Annotated in this window: 2 protein-coding genes; both read left to right on the top strand. The window is 31.8% G+C overall.

Annotated features, from left to right (window positions below; translation table 11 throughout):
- Window positions 1-50: 50 nt before the first annotated feature.
- The gene (locus AC4PRO_RS18120; protein ID WP_073355769.1) at window positions 51-461 is read left to right on the top strand and encodes a helix-turn-helix domain-containing protein; all 411 of its coding nucleotides are present in this window, start codon (window positions 51-53) and stop codon (window positions 459-461) included.
- Window positions 377-1,269: IS3 family transposase (locus tag AC4PRO_RS18115; protein WP_492118391.1), on the top strand; the 893-nt coding region annotated here is incomplete at its 3' end. The genes AC4PRO_RS18120 and AC4PRO_RS18115, both read left to right, overlap by 85 nt.

The raw sequence follows: 1,269 nt of genomic DNA, 5'->3' as shown, positions 1-1,269 counted from the left end.
TGACAAATCCTGAAATAGGTTGACTAAAAATTAAACACTTTTAGTAAACTATGAAACCCACAAAAAAAGAACACTGTCCAAAAATTGAGTACAAAAAAATCGGTTTTGATCTCAAACTTTCCATCATTGACCAAATTTCAAATGGTCAGATTTCCCTAAATCACGCTTCTAAGTTGCATGGGATTTCTCGCTCCTCAATAACGTATTGGATGAAAAAATTGCGTTCCTTTGAACAAAACTCCAAAACTATGAGCAAGAATCAAGAACTAAAAAAACTTAAAGAGCGTATCGAAGAACTGGAATTCATTAAAGACTTTCAGCAAATGATTATTGCTGATTTTGAAGTAAGCACTAATCTTGATTTTGCAAAAAAGTCATTGCCCGAAGCATTGCTAAAAGAAGTGGAGAAAAAGAAAAAAGACCTTTTAAAATCAAATGGTTCTCCAAGTGTTTCGGAATAAGCACGCAGGCTTATTACAAACGAATTAATAAACAAAAAATTGATGATTTAGAAACTCTAAAAATCAAAAAACTCATCACTCCTATTCGCCAAAAAATGGCTCGATATGGAGCCAAAAAACTATATCTTGACCTAAAAGATGATTTTAAAAAAAATGATATCAAAATGGGTAGAGATAGGTTCATTCATTTTTTAAGATATCACAATTTATTAATCCGAAAAACAAAACTATATCACATTACAACAGACTCTAAGCATGGGTTTTACAAATCAAAAGACTTATTAGCTGATTTAGAAATTAAACACGCAGAACAGGTCTTTGTCAGCGATATAACTTACATTAAACTTGCTTCCCAACATGCTTATTTAGCCTTAGTTACGGACGTTTATTCCAAGAAAATTATGGGATACAAAATTGATACCAATATGCGCGTAAAACTTGTCAAAGAGGCTTTAGAAATGGCTGTTAAAAACAGACGTTACAAAAATGAAAATCTAATCCATCATTCCGATAGAGGAATACAATATTGCTGTCCCGATTTTGCTGAATTTGCCAAATCGAAGAACATTATTCTTAGTACAACCCAAAATTCCAGCCCATACGAAAATGCGGTCGCAGAAAGAATTAATGGAATATTAAAACAAGAATTTGGACTAAATAAAACAATTCCAAACTTAAAAACTTCTCAAAAAATGGTGAAACAAGCAATTGAAATTTATAATAACCAGCGCAGACATTGCTCTCTAGGAATGAAAACACCTGAATTTGCTCATGTGAATCAAATTCACAAATACAAGTCTTATAAGAA

This window comes from Flavobacterium sp. DW-iso2 (genome assembly GCF_058725285.1).
Note: the sequence above shows the minus strand (reverse complement) of the source record. Positions and strands in the feature narration are given on the sequence as shown.